Here is an 18,314-nt window from a genome sequence, read left to right as displayed (position 1 = left end):
CCGGCAAAGAAGGCGCCCAGCGCGAACGACACATTGAACAGCTCCGACGCCCCCCAGGCGATGCTGATGGCCGCCGCAATCACCGCCAAGGTAAACAGTTCACGCGACCCGGTCTTCGACACCTGCCACAGGATCCACGGCAAGACCTTTCGCCCGGCCAGCAGCATCAGGGCGATAAAGGCCCCTACTCCCAACAGCGTCCGCCCTACGGTCAGGGCCAGCACACCCGGCGACGACGCTTCGGCGCCATGGCTGTTCCCGCCCAGCATCCCGGCCAAAGGCGGCAGCAAGACCAACACCAGCACCGTGACCAGGTCCTCGACCACCAGCCAGCCGATGGCGATGCGGCCATTCATGGTGTCGGTGGCGTCGCGCGACTCCAGCGCCTTCAACAAGACGACCGTACTGGCGCAGGACAGACACAATCCGAACACCAGGGCCTGGCCGAACGGCCAACCCCAGACCGCCATCCCCAACCCGATCCCCAGCAGGGTCGCCAACCCCATCTGCACCACGGCGCCCGGCAAGGCGATCTTGCGAACCGACAGCAGATCGGCGAACGAGAAATGCAAGCCCACCCCGAACATCAGCAGCATCACGCCGATCTCGGACAACTGCGACGCCATGTGGGTATCGGCGACAAAGCCCGGCGTCGATGGCCCGATCAGGATCCCCGCCAACAGATAACCGACCAGGGCGGGCAGCTTCATGCGCTCGGCGAGAAAGCCAAAAATCAGCGCCAGACCGAAGCCCGCCGCGACGGTGGAAATAAGGGAGAGGTCGTGATGATCCATGCGTGATCACACTGTTGCACCGCGGCAACGGGGTCAACCAACCCAACGCGATTGTTATCGGATTGTTATCCTGCAAAAGCAAAACGGGCCGGAGGTTTCCCTCCGGCCCGTTCAGAAGATATTGGCAAATGCCGAAATTACTTAACTTCGACCTTGGCGCCGGCTTCTTCCAGCTTCTTCTTGATGTCGGCAGCTTCCTGCTTGGAGATGTTCTCCTTGACGTTCTGCGGAGCGCCTTCGACCAGGTCCTTGGCTTCCTTCAGACCCAGATCGGTACGGATCGAGCGGATTTCCTTGATCACGTTGATCTTCTTGTCGCCGCCGTCGGTCAGGACAACGGTGAACTCGGTTTGCTCTTCGACAGCTTCGACCGGGGCGGCAGCGCCACCGCCGACAGCAGCGACGGCGACCGGAGCGGCGGCGGAAACGCCCCACTTGTCTTCCAGCAGCTTCGACAGTTCAGCGGCTTCGAGAACCGACAGGGCGGACAGGTCTTCGACCAGCTTTTCCAGTTTGGACATTGGATTTCCTTAAAAGATAGAGATTGATGAGGGAATGTTCGTGGTGTTCTTAAGCGTCTGCGTTTTCGCGGGCATAGGCCCCGATAACGCGGGCAACCGCACCGGCGGGCGCCACCAGGACGCCGGCGATCTTGGTCGCGGGCGCCTGCAGCAGGCCGATCAGCTTGCCGCGCAGCTCGTCCAGGGACGGCAGCGTGGCCAGGCTGCGGACACCGGCTTCGTTCAGGACATCCGTTTCCATGATGCCGCCAATGATCTTGAGCTTGTCATTCTCTTTGGCGTACTGGACGGAAATCTTGGCGGCGGTGACCGGATCGGCCGAATAGACCAGGGCGACCGGGCCTTTGAACAGGGCATCGCCCTTTTCACCGACCGAGCCGTCCAGGGCCTTTTGAGCCAGACGGTTTTTGAACACCTTCACAACGGCGCCTTCCTTGCGGAGACGGTTGCGAAGTTCAGACATTTCCACAAAGGTCATACCCGTATACTGGGTAACAACCACGGCGCCGGAACTCGCGAAGACGCTCTTGAGCTCTTCGATCGTCGCGGCTTTTTGTGCGCGGTCCATAAGTGGCCTCCATGGGGTGAAGCTCCAACCGGACGACCCGGTTGAAACGTAACAAATGACCCAACACTTCTCGTAAACGCGAAGTGTCAAATCGACTGTCGAGGGGGGAGCTTTCACCGCAAGGGCTACACCGGTTTCCGCAGTGGGAAATCCAGGTAAATCTTGATAGGCGTGTCGCGTCCCGTCTAAATTCGGCCTGTGGCGGCTACCGCAGATTATGGATCAGGCGGCCCCTGATCCCCGAAGGTCTCGGACAGAACGGAGTGAAGACCATGACAGCCTTCACGCCGGAGCGGGCCCTATACAGGCACAGCCTTTGAATTGCAAGTCCAATATGCTGTAGATAGGCACCCCAGGGAATCTCTCCGATGTCAGATGTCGCCGCCGCCTTCGAAGCCTTTCCGGAACCTCAGCGGAACCAACTCCTCGAGGTCCGCAATCTGATCTACGAGACCGCCGCTACAACCCCCGGCGTCGGCGTCCTGACGGAAACCCTGAAATGGGGAGAGCCGTCCTATCTGACCGAGGCGAGCAAGAGCGGCAGCACCATACGCCTGGGCCTGAGCAAACCCGAACGGTCGGCGGCGCTCTTCTTCAACTGCCAGACCACTTTGATTTCCGACATGCGCGCCCAATTTGGCGACCTGTTCACCTTCCAGGGTGACCGCGCCCTTCTGCTTCCCGGCGGCCCCTTGCCAACGTCGCCCCTGGCCATATGCCTGGCCATGGCCCTGACCTACCACCAAAGAAAGACCTGAGATCTTTACTTCCTTCTCCTCCCCATTTCTTCAATGGGGAGGTGGCGAGCAAGGCCCCCTATGGGCCGCAGCGCGTCGAGACGGAGGGGTCCTCTTTCCAGTATCCCCTCAACATAACAGCATTTGTAACGCCCCTTCCCTGCTCAACCACTTGCGCATAACGCCGGTTTGCGGGATTTATGAAGACAATAACAACGGCATCAGGGGGCCATCATGATCCGGGTTTCACATTGGCTCGTCCGCGCCGCCGTACTTATGGCGGCGCTGTCCTGCGTCGCCGCCAACAAGTTGCCATCCTACGCCGACGGCTATCGCGAAAGCACCATCTATACCGGTCAGCAGAACATGCCGTTCAAGAACTACGGCATCGCCATCAAGTGGGAACAGGCCTGCCACAAGGGCGACACCGCCATGTGCATCAAGATGGCCGAGGCCGCAGCGGAAGGCCTGGGCGACCTGGAGGCCAGCAACAAGACGGCCCTCGGCTTCTACAAGACCGCCTGTGAACAGGGCAGCGGCCTGGCCTGCGCCCGCGCCGCGCGCATCGCGCTGGACGGCTCGGCCCTGCGCGTCGATCCCGAATTGGCTAAGACCTTTGCCGAACGCGGCTGCAACGCCCTCAAACACCAGGATTCCTGCGCCGTCCTGGCCGAGGTCCTGACCGCTACCGGTGACACCCAGGGCGCCACGACCGTCGCCGACAGCGCCTGCGCCGCCGGCGCCAGCGAAGCCTGCCGTCAGAAGGCATGGAAACTGTACGACGACGGTGACACCGTCCAGGCCCTCCCTATCTTCACCCAGGGGTGCGACGCCAAGCAGGCCTGGGGCTGCGCCGGCCTGGCCGACGCCTACGAAAAGGGCAAGGGCGTCACCCGCAACCGCTCCCAGGCCATGGCCTACGCCAAAACCGGCTGCGAACAGGGCCAGGGCGGCGGCCGCCACATCGCCTGCCGTCAACACGGCACCTACCTGACCTATACCTCCGACAAGGCCAGCATAAACAAGGGCGAACAATACCTCAACGCCAACTGCGACTATGGCGACGCCGCCTCCTGCGTCTGGCTGGGCAAGCTGCCCCTGCGCGGCAAACAGGGCATAACCACCACCCTGACGGAAGGCCTCTATTACGAACGTCGCGCGTGCGATCTCAACAGTGCCGAAGGTTGCACCGAACTGGCCATGGCCTACGAAGTCGGCAACGGCATCAATCCCGATGCCGGCGTCTCGGTCACGCTTTACGACAAGGCCTGCCGCCTCAGCGAGCAGACCGCCTGCGGCAAGGCCACCGAACTGGCCGGCCAGGGCGCCCGCAGCCAGATCCCCGCCATCGACCCGTCCCTGCCGGTCATGGAACAACTGGTGAAGGCGCAGGCTCTGGCCGATGCCGGCAATCCCATGGAAGCCGCCATCACGGCCTATCGTCTCAACAATGAAGGCAACGAGTATGCCTCATGGCTGTTGGGCGGGTGGATGTACTATGGCTTACCCGGCGTCTTCGATCCGCCTCGCAAGGAGGACGGTTTCATCCTGTTCGAAAACGCCGCTCGCGTTGGCCATGTCGAAGCCGCCATTTGGGTCGGCATGGCCTACTGGTACGGCGAGGGTGTCGAGGTCGATCAGGACAAGGGCATGGCCTATATGCGCATCGCCGCGGTGCGTGGCAGCGAAAAGGCCATCGCCATCTATCGCTCGATGGAGCTGGAACCTGTCCGCCAGGAAAACGCCCGCCGCCAGGCCGAATACGAAGCCTGGGCCAATCGTCCGCGCAGCGCCTGGGACGATGCCCTGGCCGCCTGGGGCCGGGCCGTCAGCAGCGGCGCCTACAGCTATTCCAGCAGCAACTATTCCAGCATGTCGTCGGGGAATAGCGTCTCGACGATCATCGACAACTCGAACTTCAACAACGCCATCAACTACTATTCGGGCGGCACGTCGGTCTGCTCCAGTTCCAACCCGTACTGCTAAAGGGAACCAGATGAAACTGTTCGCGCTTTCCACTCTTGCCCTGACCGGCCTTTTGACTGCCGGCGCCGTATCGGCCGAGGAACCGGAAACCTACGCCTTCCAGCTCGAGGTCGGTAACGGCCGGTGCAGCGTGGACTATCCGCGCGCCGACGGCACCACACTCACCTTCCTCTATCTGAAAAGCGGCCGGGTGAATGTCTCGGTCCACCGCCCGCGCTGGGAGATGGTCGACGACAAGGACACCGACAACCAGGACATCCCGATGACCGTCGAGGTCCAGGGTGTCGGTAAGTCCAAAGCCAAGTGGGGCGGCTATCGCAACGGCTTCGTGCAGGGGGTGTGGTCGGCGTGGGACGAAAACCCGTCGGGCGCCGGCAGTTCGGGTGACCTGATCAAACTGATGGAACAGGGCACGGTCTACACGATCTGGTTCGAAGGCCAGAACCTGGGTACCTTCAACACAAAAATGAAGGGCTTCGCGATCAACTCCATCCGCAACTGCGTCAACAACCCGGCGTGACACAACAGCATGGAGCGATAAAATCATTGACTTACAATATCTTATCCCTCCCCGTTATACGGGGAGGTGGATCATTTGCTGGAAGCAAATGAGACGGTGGGGGATTGGGCCTGCCGACGTTTGATCAAGGTGACGTTCCCGAAAACCCGTGGTACACCGGTGTCATAACCATAAAGGGAATGACATGAAACGCCTTGCCCTGCTTCTCGCCGCCACCCTGACCCTGGCAACCCCGGCCTTCGCCCAAACCCAGACTCCGGCCACCCCGCCGGTAACCTACCCGGGCTACGGCCGCATCATTACCCTGGCCGAAGCCAAGACGGTCATTGCTGCCGCCGAAGCCGAGGCGCGCAAGAACGGCTGGAACGTGGTCATCTACATTGTCGAGCCGACCGGCGCTCTGGTCGCCGCGGAAAAGATGGACGGCACCCAATACGGCTCGATCGACGTAGCGACGGGTAAAGCCGAAACGGCTGCGCGCTTCCGCCGCCCGACCGCGGCTTTCCAGCAGGCGGTCAAGGACGGCAATCTCAATTCCATCTTCACAGGCGCCATGGCGCTGGAAGGCGGCGAGCTTCTGATCGTCGACGGCCAGACGATCGGCGCCATCGGGGTGTCCGGCGCCACAGCGGCCCAGGACGGTCAGATCGCCCGCGCCGGCGCCGCGGCCCTGCTCAAGTAAAACAGGGCTCGGCCCGCAGGGTACGGTTCACCGCTGCTGGATACTTCTCCAGCTTCCCGGCCGGACGGATGGGCCGTGTCACCAGATTGCCGCCGCAGTTGGGACAAACGTGCTCCAACCTTCCGGCACATTCGGGACAGAAGGTACAGATAAGCGCACCTGCCGCCGGCGGCAGATCCGCGTCACAACATTCGCAATTCGGTCGAAGTTCAAGCATGGCACGCCTTTGAGATTGAGAAGTACATACTTCTCCTCCCCATTTTATGGGGAGGGGGACCCCGAAGGGGTGGAGGGGTATCTTATAGCAAGATGACATGACAACGATAAGATGGGGAGGGAGCGCCTACTACCCTCCCCGCTTTCATCCGAAGCGCGGCAACCCGGAGCGGAAGCCCTCTCCGGATAAACTCAAGCGAAGGCAAATCCCTCGTCCGCCCATCCGGTCATACCGCCGATCATCACCTTCACCTTGCGCCCCAGCCTGGCCAGCTTCAAGGCCGCCTGATCGGCGCCGTTGCAATGCGGCCCGGCGCAGTAAACCACGAACAACACATCCGAAGGCCACTTCGCCAGAACCTCCTCGCTAATCGTCCGGTGCGGCAGATGATGCGCACCTGGTATATGCCTGCGCGCAAAGGCCTCCGGCGAACCCACGGCATGCAGCAAAACAAAATCCGGATCCCCAGACGCCAAGGCGTCCTGGACATCGGCACAGTCGGTTTCCATCGACAAACGGGCCTCATAAACCCTGATGACATCTTCCGGCAAAGCGGCTGGATAAGCGGTGACGTAAGAACGGGTGGCGTGCATGACACATCTCCATAAATTGACCATGCACACTTTGCCGTAACGGAAACGCCGCTTGTAGATGGCATGAATGACAGCTATGGTAAGAATTATGCCAAACCTGCCTCACCCCAACCGACTCGTCTGCGCGCTGGCCTATGACGGCATGCCGCTGTTTGAATTTTCGATCGCTGTGGAGCTGTTCGGGCTCGACCGGCCGGAAATGGGCCCCGACTGGTACACGTTCAAAGCCGTGCAACTGGACGAAGGCCCGTGCCGCACGACAGCCGGCCTGCATGTCACGGCCGATGGCCCGCTGTCGCTGCTGGAAGAGGCCGGAACCATCATCATCCCCGGCTGGCATACCGCCAAACCCATCCCGCAATCTCTGATCGACCTGCTGCACCGCGCCTACGACCGCGGCGCCCGCATCGTCACCATCTGCTCGGGCGCCTTCGTGCTAGCGGCCGCCGGGCTGTTGAAGGGCCGCCGCGCCACCACCCACTGGAAATATGTCGACTTCGTCACCAAGAACTACCCCGACGTCGAACTGGTGGCCGACGTACTCTATATCGACGAGGGTCAGATCATGACCTCGGCCGGCAGCGCCGCGGGCATCGACCTGTGCCTGCACCTGATCCGCCGCGACTATGGCCCCGAAGCCGCTAACAAGGTCGCCCGCCGCCTGGTCGTGCCGCCGCACCGCGATGGCGGCCAGGCGCAATATATCGAACGCGCCGTCCCGACCGACTACGAAAGCAAACGGCTTGGCCCACTGCTCGACCATATGCGTGAGAACCTGGACAAGGAGCACCGCATCCCCGAACTGGCCCGCCGCGCCGGCATGAGCGAACGCACATTCCTGCGCCGTTTTTCCGAAGCCACCGGCACCACCCCGGCCAAATGGCTGCTGGGGGTACGGCTTAACGAGGCGCGCGACCATCTGGAAGCCAGCGACATCAGTATCGAGCTGATCGCCGAACGCACCGGCTTCGGCACGACCACCAATCTGCGCCACCACTTCCGTGAGCACCTGAACACGACGCCCACGGCCTACCGCCTGACCTTCTCAAGAGCCGCCCAATGAGCCGTTTCGCCGATACCCCGCAGCCACCCTATTATGTCGTCACCTTTTCCTCGCAACGCACCGACGTTGACGACAACTATGGCGATATGGCCACGGAAATGATGAAACTGGCGGCGCAACAACCGGGCTATCTCGGCGTCGAAAGCGCGCGCGATTCGGAAGGCTTCGGCATCACCAACTCGTATTGGGCGGATGGGGCCAGTATCATTGCCTGGAAACGAGTCGCCGACCACCTGGCGGCGCAAAAGCTGGGTCGAACCAAGTGGTATGAGCGGTATATCACGCGCGTGGCCCGCGTTGAGCGCGCCTACGGCTTTGAAAAGAACTGAGTGAAAATGAAGCGGGGGAAGACGCGCCTACATCTTCCCCCTTATTACCTGAGCTGCGGCAACCCGGAGAAGGAAGTTCACTCAGATAAACCTGTAAAACCCGATACGGTCTCATTCTATACTATGTCGCACAAGTTGAGATGGAGTCGATTGACTCGACATCAATCGCAACAACTTCTTACGACAAATTCCGTAGGGTCAGGATGCTTGAGCCCCCCGTCAATGTCGAATGAATTATCAGTAATGTTGCATTAACGTCTTTTGCAAAGCTCTGCAAAACCACCCAAATTGTTTTCACGCGATACTTTCCTTGATTTTACGCTGCGGCTTTGGCACGGACTTGCGACATGGCTGTGACAGATATCCAACCCATACTGAACTTCCTTGGCACGGCGACTCCGCAGGCCTGGATCAATGCCGCGGTGGCCAATCAGGACCTGCTGCTGCTGGACCACAAGAACTGCGAATACAAGGCGGCCAGCAACGCTATCAACCTGATGGCCAAGTACCAGGAGCGGGTCGAGCTGGTGACGGCCATGGCGCGGCTGGCTCGCGAGGAACTGGCCCACCACGAACAGGTAATGAGGTTCATCAAAAAGCGCGGCGTGGCCCTTCGCCCCCTTTCGGCCGCCCGCTATGCCGCATCTTTGCGCACCCTCGTTCGCCGCAACGAGCCGGGCATGATCACCGATATCCTGGTGATCAGCGCCTTTATCGAAGCCCGGTCGTGCGAGCGCTTCGCCGCCATCGCGCCCCACCTGGACGACGAACTGGGTGGCTTCTACAACAGCCTGCTGCGCACCGAAGCGCGCCACTACACCGGCTACCTCAAACTGGCCCACCTCTACGGCGACGCCGCCGACATCGCCAAACGCATCGAGGTCATCCGCGCCCACGAACAGGCGCTGATTGCTGATCCGGATACCGAGTTTCGATTCCACTCCGGCCCACCGGCCTAAGGAAAGGCGCATTCAGTGCGTCTTAGAGCGCGTTTCGATCCGGTAGAATCGGATCGGCGCTCTAAGTTTTTGTTTTTACGCGCATCTTAATCCAAAAAGTGCGTCACACTTTTTGGGATGCGCTCTAGTAACAGTGGACAAACCATTCTTCCTTCTCCAAGCACGAAGGCCGTAACCCTGGCTGCGGCCGAGGCTCGAGACGAAGAGACCTCTTGAGGAAGAACGAACATGCACAAACTCGCCGGACTGATCGCTATCCTCCTGGCCACGCCAAGCCTCGCCCAAACGCCCGAACCGAAATTCGACCTGGTCGCCCCGACACTGCCGACCGAAGTCCAAGCCCACGCCATCCTGATGCTGTCCAAGATGAACGGCTATGTCCACGCCAGTGCCCCTACTGCCCGCCAGGCAATCCTGGACATGGCCGCGAACCGCAACTGGACGATCTACGCCACCGACAACGCCGCCATCTTCAACCCTGACCAGCTCAAGCACTTCGATGTGGTCGTCCTGAACAACACCTCAGGCGACCTGTTCACACCCGACCAACGCGAAGCCTTCAAGAGCTGGATCCAAAACGGCGGCCGCGTGGTGGCCATCCATGGCGCCGGCGCGACAGCCTCAACCCCATGGCCGTGGTTCCACGATACGGTCATCGGGGCCCGCTTTACCGGCCACCCAAAACTCCAACCCGGAACGATCTATATTACCGACCGCGACCACCAGGCGACCCGCGCCCTGCCCCCGACCTGGCCGCGCAACGACGAATGGTACAGCTTCGACCACAACCCGCGCGGCAAAGACACCCGCGTACTGGCAACGATCGACGAGACGACCTACGACCCGACCGACCCGTTGCGCATGGGCGCCGACCACCCGATCATGTGGACACGCTGTATCGCTGCCGGAGGCGCCTTCTTCACGGCCATCGGCCATGATGCTGCCAACTGGGACGATCCAGTCTTTCGCGGCCATATCGACGGTGCTCTGATCTGGGCCCGCGACCGCACCCAACCGGCGTGCTGACTAGTCCTGCAAGGCCGTTGACTTGGTAAGGTCCGCAAGAATTTTGAACACGAAAAGCTCGAAAAGCAAAAAGTACGAACTTCAGGACGGGCTTGAACCGACCGCGCAGCGATCCCTTGCATGAAGCCGCTTCGCGGCGGGCTAAAGTTTCTAAGAATTTTCGTGCTTTTTGTGCTTTTCGAGCTTTTCGTGTTCAAAAAACCTTTGGCTGTTTCAGCCGACAATGAAGACCAAGCCTGCCATGAAATTGGTATGTGGTCAAAATTCCACCACCCCAACCGAACCAACAACAAAAAAGCCGCCCCGTCACCGGAGCGGCTTTTCCATTTCCGACACAGTCGGAAATTACAGGTTCGTGGTAGCCGTATCGACCTTCACGCCCGGGCCCATGGTCGAAGACAGCGAGATCTTGCGAACATACAGACCCTTGGCGCCCGACGGACGGGCCTTGACCAGCGCGTCGACCAGAGCCTTGACGTTGATTTCCAACGCTTCGGTGGTGAAGCTGATCTTGCCGACGCCGACATGGACGATACCGGCCTTTTCGACGCGGAACTCGACCGCACCGCCCTTGGCGTCCTTGACGGCCTGGGCGACGTTCGGGGTGACGGTGCCGACCTTCGGGTTCGGCATCAGGCCACGCGGGCCCAGCACCTTACCGAGACGACCGACCAGGGCCATCATGTCCGGAGACGCGATGACGCGGTCGAAGTCCATGAAGCCACCCTGGATCTTTTCGACCAGGTCTTCGGCGCCAACGACTTCAGCGCCGGCGGCCAAAGCTTCTTCGGCCTTCTTGTCCTTGGCGAACACGGCGACGCGAACGTCCTTGCCAGTGCCCGACGGGAGGTTGACGACGCCACGGACCTGCTGGTCGGCGTGACGCGGGTCGACACCCAGGTTGATGGCGACTTCGACGGATTCGTCGAACTTGGCCTTGGCGTTAGCCTTGACGGTTTCCAGAGCCTCGGTCAGCGGATAGAACTTGGCGCTGTCGGTCTTCCAGGCTTGAATGCGTTTTGCGGTCTTGCTCATATCAGTCCACCACCTGCAGGCCCATCGAACGGGCGGAACCTTCAATGATCTTGGTCGCCTGATCGAGATCGTGGGCGCTCAGATCCTTCATCTTCTTTTCGGCGATATCGCGCAGTTGCTGGCGCGTGATCTTGCCGGCCGAGTCACGGCCCGGCAGCTTCGAGCCGGACTTCAGGCTCAGGGCCTGCTTGATGAAGAAGGTCGCCGGCGGCGTCTTCGTCACGAAGGTGAACGACTTGTCTTGATAGACGGTGATGATGGTCGGAAGCGGCGTGCCCTTCTCGACGTTTTCGGTGCGGGCGTTGAATTCCTTACAGAAACCCATGATGTTGACGCCGCGCTGGCCCAAGGCAGGACCGATGGGGGGCGAAGGCGTGGCAGAGCCGGCCTTCACCTGGAGCTTGATATAGCCCAGGATTTTCTTAGCCATTGGATATCTCCATAAAGTCCCCAAAGAGAGGGACGTTGTGAGCCGTGGTGCGCATCTCTGCTCCCACGGATTTACCCGCCCAAAGACGGGAGCGCGGCCTATAGCGAATTACAATCGAAAAGGCAAGCGTGGAAGGCTATCTCACGCCTCAAAAGGATCATCCGGCACGAAATACTTGCCTCTCCGAACAACGCGCTTAAGGTCGGGATCTCCGAAAAATTCACCCGATGTCTGCTCGACAACCGTGATTTCAATTCTCGTGTCTCGATACCTTTCTTCCGCAGTTCCTTTGGACTTGGCTTTTATCGCTTTCTCTTCGGTTCGCAGAATGATGACCGGCGGGCACTTCAGCAGACGGAGAATGATGTCGTCAATTGTTCCAATGAGGTTTCCGTCTGCGTCAAATATATCGTGCTCAATCTGGGAAACAGGATCCCTGTGCTCGAACGTAACCTCGGACTTCCACCGATGAATTTTTCTTGCCGCAGGAATTGTTATGTCCGCGCGGATAGCGGCCCTTCGATTGGCCGCAGCAACGCTCATGTGCTTTGCCAAAGCCCATGGAGCGCCATGTCGACCGCCGCAGGTTAGTCTCCCTGACGCAAAGCGAAGAGCCGAATTGATTGCAACATGCTTATCGGCAGGCAGGGTTCCGGGTAAACTTCGATGGTAGATCGCGGCCATCAGAAAATTACGGGCAGAACTCAATCCCCATTTGTCCAGGCCAATCTCTTTGCAAAGCTTCTGAATTTCGGCTTCCTGTGTCATATGCCCCTCCAGGTATCCGAAAGCTATAACCCGCCGCCCAGCTTCCACGCCAGGGCTACCTTCAAGGCACGGTTATCCGGCCGGCTCTCGGTCCGCAACCGCAAGGCCGGCGTATCGATCACCGAAGCATAGCCCGAGCTGTTGAAGGCGTCGTTCAGGCTGAGAACCATGGACAACCGGTCGTTAAGTTGCCGGGTGTAGCTGATGTCCGTCCGATAAAACCCATTGCCATAGCCCTGATAGGTCAGGGTCCGGCTGAAACCCGATATGTTCACCTGGTAGCGGTCGCCATTGCCGGCGCGGTACTCGACCAGGGCATTACCCGAGCCGTTGGTACGGCCACGCAAGGTCGCCTCGCCTTCAAACGGCACCTCGGCATAGAACAGGTTGGCGTTGACCGAATAGGTAACGCGCTCACCGACCGTGCCGCGCAATGTCACCTCCGCCCCGCCCGACCGGCTGACGCCCGAATTGATGGTCGTCGTCATCAGCAGGCCGTTACTCAAGACCTCGGTATAGGGCGAGAAATCGCCACGGGTTTCGCGCACATACACCGTGGCCGACGCACTGAACCGTACATCATCGAAACTGTAGCGCGCTTCGAAACCGTTGGTAATCTGCGGCTCCAGGCTGGGATTGCCGGCCACGACCTGCTTGGCGCCGATATAGCGCGGCGTCTCATCGTAGTCCCGCAAGGGCGGCCGGTCGACCCGCCGCAACACGCTCAATCGCAACCGTCCCTTCTCGCCCACAGCCCGGTCGGCATGCAGCGACGGCAGGGTATCGACAAAATCCAGTTCACGCCCACCCGGCAGGTCCAGCTTCTGGCGTTCGATCCGCACGCCCGGCAACAGCGTCCATTTCCCCACCGGATTCTGCCAGGTGGCATAGAGCGCGCTCAGGGTTTCTGTGCCCTCAAAGACCGAATCGAAATCCGCCACCGCCATCTGGACGCCGCGGTTGACATAGAGATTACGGATGCGGCTGTCGCTGCGGTCCCAGGAAAATCCGGCCGTCAGCAATCGCTTTCCGAACCGGCGCTCGTAATCGCCTTCGATCAGGTCTTCGCTGGTATCGCGCCCGGTCGCCGTCGTATAACCGCCGCCCGTATCGCGGTCGTAGCTGGCGGCGAAATCACGCACCTCCTGGGTGTGATCATAGGCCAGACGCAACTGTCCGGCGCCGCTGTGGGCATAGACGGCCTGAAACCGGCTATCGCGATTGCCGGTCTTGATCGCCGACACCTCGTCGAAGAGATCGTCGCCGCGCGACTGCGCCGCGCCGTCCGACTGCGAGACGAAATTACCATACTCACCCTTAACGGTGATCTCGGCCTTGTCGGACAGGGCATACTCGGCGCTGAGCGAACCGGTGACATTGTCGGAACCGTAATCCGTGCGGTCGACCCGGTCACTGACCCAATAGTCCCCTGCCCCGTCCGGCAGTTCCTGATGCTGCAGCAGGGTCGAACGGTTCTGGTAGTGATCAAGAAAAACCCGGCCATGATAGGTCCACGGCCCCTGGGTCATCACCCCCGACAGCCCCAGACTCCCCTGGCTGAGCGTGTTACCTTCCAGGTTCAAGTCGCCACCGACCTTGCGCCGCTTGCGGGTAACGATGTTGATCACCCCGCCTTCATTGCCGTACTGCGCTGACGGCGCCGTCAGCACCTCAATGCGCAGCACATCTGAAGCGGCCAGGTTGCGCACGGCGGCATTGCCTTCCGGCGGGACCTTGCCGTCGATCAGGACGGTCGCCGCCACACCGCGCAACGCCACCGTGCCTTCCGGCGTGACCGTCACCGACGGCACCGTCCGCAGCAGGTCGACAACAAGACCGGATGTCTCCTTCGCCACCTCGTAGCTCAACCGATCGGTCTTTTCGACGACCGGTAGCTTTCCGCGCACGATGACGTCTTCCGCGGCAGCCGGCAAGGCCGCCGCCGCCAGGAGGGCGTATACGATTTTCAACGAAATCTCCTTCACGGCGGCGACACTGAACCCGGCAACCTGAACCCAGAATGAAGCACCTCTCCGGAAACACGAAAACGCCCCGGTTTCCCGAGGCGTTTCCAGTATTCCTGAAGTATCGATTTTAGGCAGTCTTCTCGACCTGGCCGTATTCGAGTTCGACCGGCGTGGCGCGTCCGAAGATCGACACCGACACCCGCAGACGGGCATGCTCCGGATCGACGCTCTCGACGACGCCGTCGAACGAAGCAAAGTGACCCGACGTAATCTTGACCTTTTCGCCGATGTCGAACGCCAGGACGGGCTTGGGACGTTCCACCGCCGCGTCGACACTACCGACGATGCGCTGGACTTCCTTTTCGGACACCGGCATCGGCTTGGAGCCCGATCCCAGGAAGCCGGTCACCTTCGGCGTATTCTTGACCAGGTGATAGGCTTCGTCCGAAAGTTCCATCTTCACAAGGACATAGCCCGGGAAGAACTTGCGTTCGGAGTTGAACTTGCGGCCGCGGCGGACCTCGACGACCTCTTCGGTCGGCACCAGGATTTCGGAAAACTTGTCTTCCAGGCCCTGGGACTTGGCCTGCTCGCGCAGCGACTCGGCCACCTTCTTCTCGAAGTTGGAATAGGCGTGGACGATATACCACTTGTGGTTCGGGTTCGACACCGCAGCGGTGATGTCTTGAGCAGGATTGGCCATCGGAATTCCTTATGCGCCGATCTGGGTGAGCAGCCTGGCGCCCCAGCCCAGCGCTGCGTCAACGATTAAGAAGAAGATACCGGCCAGCACGACCATGATCATGACGAACACCGTCGTGATCCAGGTTTCCTTGCGCGAAGTCCAGGTGATCTTGCGCGCTTCCTGGCGCACTTCACTGAAGAACTTGACCGGATTGAACGGTTTCTTCGGCGCCTTGTCGGCAGTATCCGCCGCAGCCGCCTTCACCGGTTCGATCTTGCCGATGGCGGTACCCCCGGTGGCCTTGCCACCCTGGACCGTCTTGTTCTTGACCTCTGGTTTCTTCACCATATTCAGCCTGTGGGTTATCTGCTGCTTTGAGCAACAGAAATGAGGCTCGAAACCAATATTTCAAGCCTCACTTAAAGAGATTGGCAGGGGCAGAGGGGCTCGAACCCACGACCTTCGGTTTTGGAGACCGACGCTCTACCAGCTGAGCTATACCCCTATTGCTAAGCGCCAGGCGCCGTCGCATTGAGCCGTGCGATGTATCAGCGCTTGCGGCAACTGGCAACAGGCTGAATGCGATTTTTCACAGAAGCCTGCGCCTTAGGGGGTAAATCCTACGTCCACCACAGCCCAGAATGCCGATTTCGGGTTCCCTGCCGTATCGAACAACAGCGGATGGTTCAGCCGCGCCGTCGGGAAGGTCGACAGCCAGGTGCTGTTGTCGGCCACGCCCCACATGGTCACCGACTTCACGCTGGCGTGCTCCTGGAACAGGTTGAACATGGCGCGATACTGCAGGGCCTGGGCGCGCAGGGCATCACTGTAAGCGACCGTACCGGCGACAAAGGCCGCCTGGCAACCCGTTGGCGGCGAACTGTAGCAACTGCCCGAATCGGTGGTGTACAGCGAGACATCCAGTTCGGTGACGTGATTGATCAGGCTGCGGGTTTCGGCCGCCACGAAGGCCGCCTTGACATTGGCAACCGGCGGCCAGGTCGAATTGATATGGAGCTGGTGTCCGATACCATCGATCGGCACGCCCCGCGCCAACATTGTGTCGACAATGGCCATGAACCGGCCCAGCTTCGCCGTATCTTCGGTCCCGTAATCATTGATGAACAACTGAACCGTCGGGTCCGCAGCGCGGGCAGCGCGGAAGGCAATCTCGATATAATCGGGCCCGAAGATCTGATACCACTGGGAATTGCGATAGTTGCCGGAGGCATCGTCGCTGGTGGCTTCATTGACCACATCCCAGGCGTAGACCTTGCCTTTGAAATGGGTGACGACGTCGGTGATATAGGTCTCCAGCCTCGCCCGGACGGTGGCCTTGTAGCCCGGGGCGGTCGTATCGCCCTCGAAGAACCAGGCTGGAGAGGTCTGGTGCCACAAAAGAGCGTGGCCCCGGACCTCGATGCCGTTGGTCTGGGCCAGGGTTATAAGCTGATCGGCAGAGGTATAGTTATAAACGCCCGCAGACACGCCAATCGGATTGGCCTTCATGACACTTTCAGCCGTGATACTGCTGGCGTGTTTCAACAGGACCGCATTGGTCACCGCATTGGCGGCCTGTCCAGGATCGACGGCCATGCCGATCTTGAATTTGGAGGCGAAATGCGTCTTCAACGCTGGCGCCGTCGCCGGATCCGGAAGGCTGGAACTGCTACTGCTGGACGAGGAACTGCTCGAGGACGACGACGAACTGCTGGAAGAGGTGCTGCCACCTCCACCGCCTGAGGAACTCCCTCCGCCCCCTCCGCCGCATGAAGCCAAAAGGGTGGACGCCGCGGCGCCAAGTACCAGCGCGCGGCGATCCATGCAGACCTTTGCGGTCATGTATCTTCTCCCAAGACGTTTTTATCGTTGAAAGCCAGCGTGGAGATGTTTTCACCAACTGTCAAGGTAGCGCTAACATAGACCGCAAAAACAATGGCGTGATGACGCCTCCGCGCAACGGCGGAGGCGTCGGACCGGCCTGTTTTACAGATAGTCGTTTAGCGAATCGCCACCAGCTTGGCGTCGTCGGTCACCACGAACATGGTGTTACCCACCAGGATCGGCGCAATATAGGCCGCGCCACCCAGCTTCAGTTCGCCGGTCGGCTTGCCCGTATTCGGATCATAGGACACGGCGTCACCGTCGGAATTGACCATGATCAGGCGGTTGGAGGCCAGGACCGGACCGGCCCATTGCGGCACCTTTCCGACCATCTTCTCGCGGCCCATGCCGAAAAAGCCCTTCTTTATGCGCTGCTTGCCGTCGTTGAGGTCCTCGATCCAGTAGATCTGACCGCTATCGCGGCTGACGGCCATCAGCTCGCCCTGCAACGAGGTCAGGAACACCACGTCGCCGGCGACCCACGGTGAGTTGACGCTGTCGGCCGGAACCTGCCATTTCTGCTGGCCCGTGCGGGCATCCATGGCGGCAAAGACGCCGGAGTGCGACGCCGCATACACCACATTGTCGTACATCACCGGACGGCCGGCGATATCGCGTATCTGCGACAATGCATTGGTCCGGGCCGATTGGGCCAGGGTCTGTTCCCAGACCGGATCACCTGTTGAAGCGCTCAAGGCCACCAGCTCGCCCGACGAGAACGGCGCGATGACCAGGTCGCCGGAGACGATCGGCGCTGCCGACTTGAGGATGCGGGCCGGCTCGGCGATGGCCTGATAGGTCCATTTCATCTCGCCGGTCGCCTGGTCGAAAGCGAAAATCTGGTTATCGACATCGGTAGCGTAGACGTGCGTCCCGTCAACGGTCGGCGCAGCGTGAAACTGGGTATCGACCGGCTTTTGCCAGATGATGGCGCCGGAAGCCGCGTCGAGCGCGTTGATCGAGCGGTAGCCCGAGGTGACGAACAGCTTGCCGTCCTGGGTCAGGGCCAGGCCGCCGCCGAAACCGTGCTTGTCACGCTTCAGCTTCGGATCCAGATCAACCGACCACACCTCGGCGCCGCTGGCGACGTCGAAGGCGGTAACCTTGGCCTGACCGTCCAGGGTATAGATACGCTGGCCGTCCGAAACCGGCTGGGCGATAACTTCCGTCCGCTCCTTGCTGGCGACGCCGATGGACTTCGTCCAGGCGACCTGGAAGCCGGCGGCGGCATTACTATGCTGCACCGACTGGACAGGACCGCCGGCCACCGGCCACGCCGTGACCGTGGCCGCCGGCGGCAGGTAGTAGCCGACATCCTTTAGGCTCTTGGACGGCGTCAGCTTCTGATCGAAAGCGACGATGGAAATCCGCTGGCCCTGCGAAGCGACCGCCTGGTTTTCCGGGTCTTCCCTCTTGGTGATCTTGCTGATGGTCGAGCAGCCTTGCAGCGCGAGACCCGCAGCCACGACCAGGGCAAGAACAGCGGCGCCTTTTGCCGGGCGTTTCGAGAATGACAACATCGATGCGGTTTCCATGCAGAGGACCAAATG

22 protein-coding genes and 1 tRNA gene are annotated in these 18,314 nt (G+C 60.6%); 9 read left to right on the top strand and 14 right to left on the bottom strand.

Features of this window, described 5'->3' with window-relative positions:
- From ABAC460_RS36340 to rplJ, 3 genes are all read right to left on the bottom strand, one after another.
- On the bottom strand, positions 1-794 hold a 794-nt coding region (locus tag ABAC460_RS36340), incomplete at its 3' end, for a cation:proton antiporter domain-containing protein (RefSeq protein ID WP_023453627.1).
- A 137-nt stretch (positions 795-931) separates the two neighbouring features.
- The gene (gene rplL, locus ABAC460_RS36335; RefSeq protein ID WP_023453626.1) at positions 932-1,315 is read right to left on the bottom strand and encodes a 50S ribosomal protein L7/L12; all 384 of its coding nucleotides are present in this window, start codon (positions 1,313-1,315) and stop codon (positions 932-934) included.
- A gap of 49 nt (positions 1,316-1,364) precedes the next feature.
- Entirely contained in the window at positions 1,365-1,883 is a 519-nt protein-coding gene (gene rplJ, locus ABAC460_RS36330) for a 50S ribosomal protein L10 (RefSeq protein ID WP_023453625.1), read from the bottom strand.
- Between the two features lie 368 nt (positions 1,884-2,251).
- Between rplJ and ABAC460_RS36325 the strand changes: the two genes are divergently transcribed.
- The 4 genes from ABAC460_RS36325 (at position 2,252) to ABAC460_RS36310 (ending at position 5,808) form a co-directional block, all read left to right on the top strand.
- Entirely contained in the window at positions 2,252-2,641 is a 390-nt protein-coding gene (locus ABAC460_RS36325) for a DUF1801 domain-containing protein (RefSeq protein WP_023453624.1), read from the top strand.
- A gap of 213 nt (positions 2,642-2,854) precedes the next feature.
- Positions 2,855-4,606, top strand: coding sequence for a tetratricopeptide repeat protein (locus ABAC460_RS36320; RefSeq protein ID WP_023453623.1), 1,752 nt, complete (start codon positions 2,855-2,857; stop codon positions 4,604-4,606).
- A 10-nt stretch (positions 4,607-4,616) separates the two neighbouring features.
- Positions 4,617-5,126: a hypothetical protein gene (locus ABAC460_RS36315; RefSeq protein WP_023453622.1), complete on the top strand. Its 510-nt coding sequence runs from the start codon at positions 4,617-4,619 to the stop codon at positions 5,124-5,126.
- Between the two features lie 184 nt (positions 5,127-5,310).
- Positions 5,311-5,808: a GlcG/HbpS family heme-binding protein gene (locus tag ABAC460_RS36310; RefSeq protein ID WP_023453621.1), complete on the top strand. Its 498-nt coding sequence runs from the start codon at positions 5,311-5,313 to the stop codon at positions 5,806-5,808.
- Here ABAC460_RS36310 and ABAC460_RS49005 read toward each other — a convergent pair.
- Both ABAC460_RS49005 and ABAC460_RS36305 read right to left on the bottom strand, forming a co-directional pair.
- A complete protein-coding gene (locus ABAC460_RS49005) occupies positions 5,801-6,025 on the bottom strand; it encodes a DUF1272 domain-containing protein (RefSeq protein WP_081716542.1) in 225 nt (74 codons plus the stop codon). The two genes, ABAC460_RS36310 and ABAC460_RS49005, sit on opposite strands and share 8 nt — an antisense overlap.
- A gap of 191 nt (positions 6,026-6,216) precedes the next feature.
- On the bottom strand, positions 6,217-6,618 hold the full coding sequence (locus ABAC460_RS36305; RefSeq protein ID WP_023453620.1) for a rhodanese-like domain-containing protein: 402 nt from the start codon (positions 6,616-6,618) through the stop codon (positions 6,217-6,219).
- Between the two features lie 88 nt (positions 6,619-6,706).
- Between ABAC460_RS36305 and ftrA the strand changes: the two genes are divergently transcribed.
- The 4 genes from ftrA (at position 6,707) to ABAC460_RS36285 (ending at position 9,995) form a co-directional block, all read left to right on the top strand.
- Positions 6,707-7,681 (top strand): transcriptional regulator FtrA, encoded by a 975-nt coding sequence (gene ftrA, locus ABAC460_RS36300; protein WP_023453619.1) that lies wholly within the window; start codon positions 6,707-6,709, stop codon positions 7,679-7,681.
- Complete coding sequence (locus ABAC460_RS36295; protein ID WP_023453618.1) at positions 7,678-8,010, top strand: antibiotic biosynthesis monooxygenase family protein; 333 nt, start codon at positions 7,678-7,680, stop codon at positions 8,008-8,010. Before ftrA ends, ABAC460_RS36295 begins: the two co-directional genes overlap by 4 nt.
- A 347-nt stretch (positions 8,011-8,357) precedes the next feature.
- Entirely contained in the window at positions 8,358-8,969 is a 612-nt protein-coding gene (locus tag ABAC460_RS36290) for a tRNA-(ms[2]io[6]A)-hydroxylase (protein ID WP_023453617.1), read from the top strand.
- A 228-nt stretch (positions 8,970-9,197) separates the two neighbouring features.
- Positions 9,198-9,995: a ThuA domain-containing protein gene (locus tag ABAC460_RS36285; protein WP_023453616.1), complete on the top strand. Its 798-nt coding sequence runs from the start codon at positions 9,198-9,200 to the stop codon at positions 9,993-9,995.
- A 345-nt stretch (positions 9,996-10,340) separates the two neighbouring features.
- Here ABAC460_RS36285 and rplA read toward each other — a convergent pair whose 3' ends face one another.
- The 8 genes from rplA to ABAC460_RS36245 form a co-directional block, all read right to left on the bottom strand.
- On the bottom strand, positions 10,341-11,030 hold the full coding sequence (gene rplA / locus ABAC460_RS36280; RefSeq protein ID WP_023453615.1) for a 50S ribosomal protein L1: 690 nt from the start codon (positions 11,028-11,030) through the stop codon (positions 10,341-10,343).
- Between the two features lies 1 nt (position 11,031).
- Complete coding sequence (gene rplK / locus ABAC460_RS36275; RefSeq protein WP_023453614.1) at positions 11,032-11,460, bottom strand: 50S ribosomal protein L11; 429 nt, start codon at positions 11,458-11,460, stop codon at positions 11,032-11,034.
- Positions 11,461-11,601: 141 nt separating this feature from the next.
- Complete coding sequence (locus ABAC460_RS36270; RefSeq protein ID WP_023453613.1) at positions 11,602-12,228, bottom strand: hypothetical protein; 627 nt, start codon at positions 12,226-12,228, stop codon at positions 11,602-11,604.
- 23 nt (positions 12,229-12,251) lie between these two features.
- Entirely contained in the window at positions 12,252-14,198 is a 1,947-nt protein-coding gene (locus ABAC460_RS36265) for a TonB-dependent receptor (RefSeq protein WP_023453612.1), read from the bottom strand.
- Positions 14,199-14,322: 124 nt separating this feature from the next.
- Entirely contained in the window at positions 14,323-14,898 is a 576-nt protein-coding gene (gene nusG / locus ABAC460_RS36260; RefSeq protein WP_023453611.1) for a transcription termination/antitermination protein NusG, read from the bottom strand.
- 9 nt (positions 14,899-14,907) lie between these two features.
- A complete protein-coding gene (secE, locus tag ABAC460_RS36255) occupies positions 14,908-15,228 on the bottom strand; it encodes a preprotein translocase subunit SecE (protein ID WP_023453610.1) in 321 nt (106 codons plus the stop codon).
- Positions 15,229-15,309: 81 nt separating this feature from the next.
- A tRNA-Trp gene (locus ABAC460_RS36250) sits at positions 15,310-15,385 on the bottom strand.
- Positions 15,386-15,486: 101 nt separating this feature from the next.
- A complete protein-coding gene (locus ABAC460_RS36245; RefSeq protein WP_235075805.1) occupies positions 15,487-16,476 on the bottom strand; it encodes an endo-1,4-beta-xylanase in 990 nt (329 codons plus the stop codon).
- Here ABAC460_RS36245 and ABAC460_RS50165 point away from each other — a divergent pair.
- Positions 16,475-16,753: a hypothetical protein gene (locus tag ABAC460_RS50165; protein WP_162150320.1), complete on the top strand. Its 279-nt coding sequence runs from the start codon at positions 16,475-16,477 to the stop codon at positions 16,751-16,753. The genes ABAC460_RS36245 and ABAC460_RS50165 overlap by 2 nt on opposite strands.
- 127 nt (positions 16,754-16,880) lie before the next feature.
- Here the strand turns inward: ABAC460_RS50165 and ABAC460_RS36240 are convergent, their stop codons facing one another.
- Complete coding sequence (locus ABAC460_RS36240) at positions 16,881-18,284, bottom strand: PQQ-like beta-propeller repeat protein (protein WP_023453607.1); 1,404 nt, start codon at positions 18,282-18,284, stop codon at positions 16,881-16,883.
- Positions 18,285-18,314: the final 30 nt, after the last annotated feature.

The organism is Asticcacaulis sp. AC460, assembly GCF_000495795.1.
Lineage (GTDB): Bacteria > Pseudomonadota > Alphaproteobacteria > Caulobacterales > Caulobacteraceae > Asticcacaulis.
Note: the sequence above shows the minus strand (reverse complement) of the source record. Positions and strands in the feature narration are given on the sequence as shown.

Excerpts from the sequence above, each read along its gene's own strand:
- rplL (WP_023453626.1), bottom strand. The coding sequence starts at position 1,315 with ATGTCCAAACTGGAAAAGCTGGTCGAAGACCTGTCCGCCCTGTCGGTT.
- rplJ (WP_023453625.1), bottom strand. The coding sequence starts at position 1,883 with ATGGACCGCGCACAAAAAGCCGCGACGATCGAAGAGCTCAAGAGCGTC.
- ABAC460_RS36325 (WP_023453624.1), top strand. The coding sequence starts at position 2,252 with ATGTCAGATGTCGCCGCCGCCTTCGAAGCCTTTCCGGAACCTCAGCGG.
- ABAC460_RS36320 (WP_023453623.1), top strand. The coding sequence starts at position 2,855 with ATGATCCGGGTTTCACATTGGCTCGTCCGCGCCGCCGTACTTATGGCG.
- ABAC460_RS36315 (WP_023453622.1), top strand. The coding sequence starts at position 4,617 with ATGAAACTGTTCGCGCTTTCCACTCTTGCCCTGACCGGCCTTTTGACT.
- ABAC460_RS36310 (WP_023453621.1), top strand. The coding sequence starts at position 5,311 with ATGAAACGCCTTGCCCTGCTTCTCGCCGCCACCCTGACCCTGGCAACC.
- ABAC460_RS49005 (WP_081716542.1), bottom strand. The coding sequence starts at position 6,025 with ATGCTTGAACTTCGACCGAATTGCGAATGTTGTGACGCGGATCTGCCG.
- ABAC460_RS36305 (WP_023453620.1), bottom strand. The coding sequence starts at position 6,618 with ATGCACGCCACCCGTTCTTACGTCACCGCTTATCCAGCCGCTTTGCCG.
- ftrA (WP_023453619.1), top strand. The coding sequence starts at position 6,707 with ATGCCAAACCTGCCTCACCCCAACCGACTCGTCTGCGCGCTGGCCTAT.
- ABAC460_RS36295 (WP_023453618.1), top strand. The coding sequence starts at position 7,678 with ATGAGCCGTTTCGCCGATACCCCGCAGCCACCCTATTATGTCGTCACC.
- ABAC460_RS36290 (WP_023453617.1), top strand. The coding sequence starts at position 8,358 with ATGGCTGTGACAGATATCCAACCCATACTGAACTTCCTTGGCACGGCG.
- ABAC460_RS36285 (WP_023453616.1), top strand. The coding sequence starts at position 9,198 with ATGCACAAACTCGCCGGACTGATCGCTATCCTCCTGGCCACGCCAAGC.
- rplA (WP_023453615.1), bottom strand. The coding sequence starts at position 11,030 with ATGAGCAAGACCGCAAAACGCATTCAAGCCTGGAAGACCGACAGCGCC.
- rplK (WP_023453614.1), bottom strand. The coding sequence starts at position 11,460 with ATGGCTAAGAAAATCCTGGGCTATATCAAGCTCCAGGTGAAGGCCGGC.
- ABAC460_RS36270 (WP_023453613.1), bottom strand. The coding sequence starts at position 12,228 with ATGACACAGGAAGCCGAAATTCAGAAGCTTTGCAAAGAGATTGGCCTG.
- nusG (WP_023453611.1), bottom strand. The coding sequence starts at position 14,898 with ATGGCCAATCCTGCTCAAGACATCACCGCTGCGGTGTCGAACCCGAAC.
- secE (WP_023453610.1), bottom strand. The coding sequence starts at position 15,228 with ATGGTGAAGAAACCAGAGGTCAAGAACAAGACGGTCCAGGGTGGCAAG.
- ABAC460_RS50165 (WP_162150320.1), top strand. The coding sequence starts at position 16,475 with ATGCCGATCTTGAATTTGGAGGCGAAATGCGTCTTCAACGCTGGCGCC.
- ABAC460_RS36245 (WP_235075805.1), bottom strand. The coding sequence starts at position 16,476 with ATGGCCGTCGATCCTGGACAGGCCGCCAATGCGGTGACCAATGCGGTC.
- ABAC460_RS36240 (WP_023453607.1), bottom strand. The coding sequence starts at position 18,284 with ATGTTGTCATTCTCGAAACGCCCGGCAAAAGGCGCCGCTGTTCTTGCC.